The organism is Salinimicrobium oceani, assembly GCF_012037645.1.
Genome location: NZ_JAAVJR010001449.1, coordinates 1 through 306, shown reverse-complemented (window position 1 = coordinate 306; position 306 = coordinate 1). Strand labels below are relative to the sequence as shown.

Annotated in this window: 1 protein-coding gene; it reads right to left on the bottom strand. The window is 51.6% G+C overall.

Annotated features, from left to right (window positions below):
- Positions 1-306 (bottom strand): molybdopterin cofactor-binding domain-containing protein (locus tag HC175_RS22585; protein ID WP_168140045.1); only part of this gene is annotated, 306 nt, incomplete at both ends.

Sequence of the window (306 nt, the reverse complement as noted above, 5' to 3'; positions counted from 1 at the left end):
AATAAGGATTGGAATTACGAACAGCACCTCCTTTAAAACCCACGCCTGGAACTCCGTGGCCACCATCAAGGAACCGGGCCGGCAATAATGTATTCGGTTCTCCATTGGGACGGGTGCTGTGCCCGTCTGACCAGAAATCGTATTTCCAGCCCAGTATTTTCCCATTGTCATCAAGTCCCGCCTCCAGCTCCATGATCATAGCTGTACCATAAGGTTCCCACCGGTGTTCCTCGTCACGCATCCATTGTAAACGAACATGTCTTCCCGGAAATTCCACGGCCATAAGAGCCGCTTCCGCAGCAACAT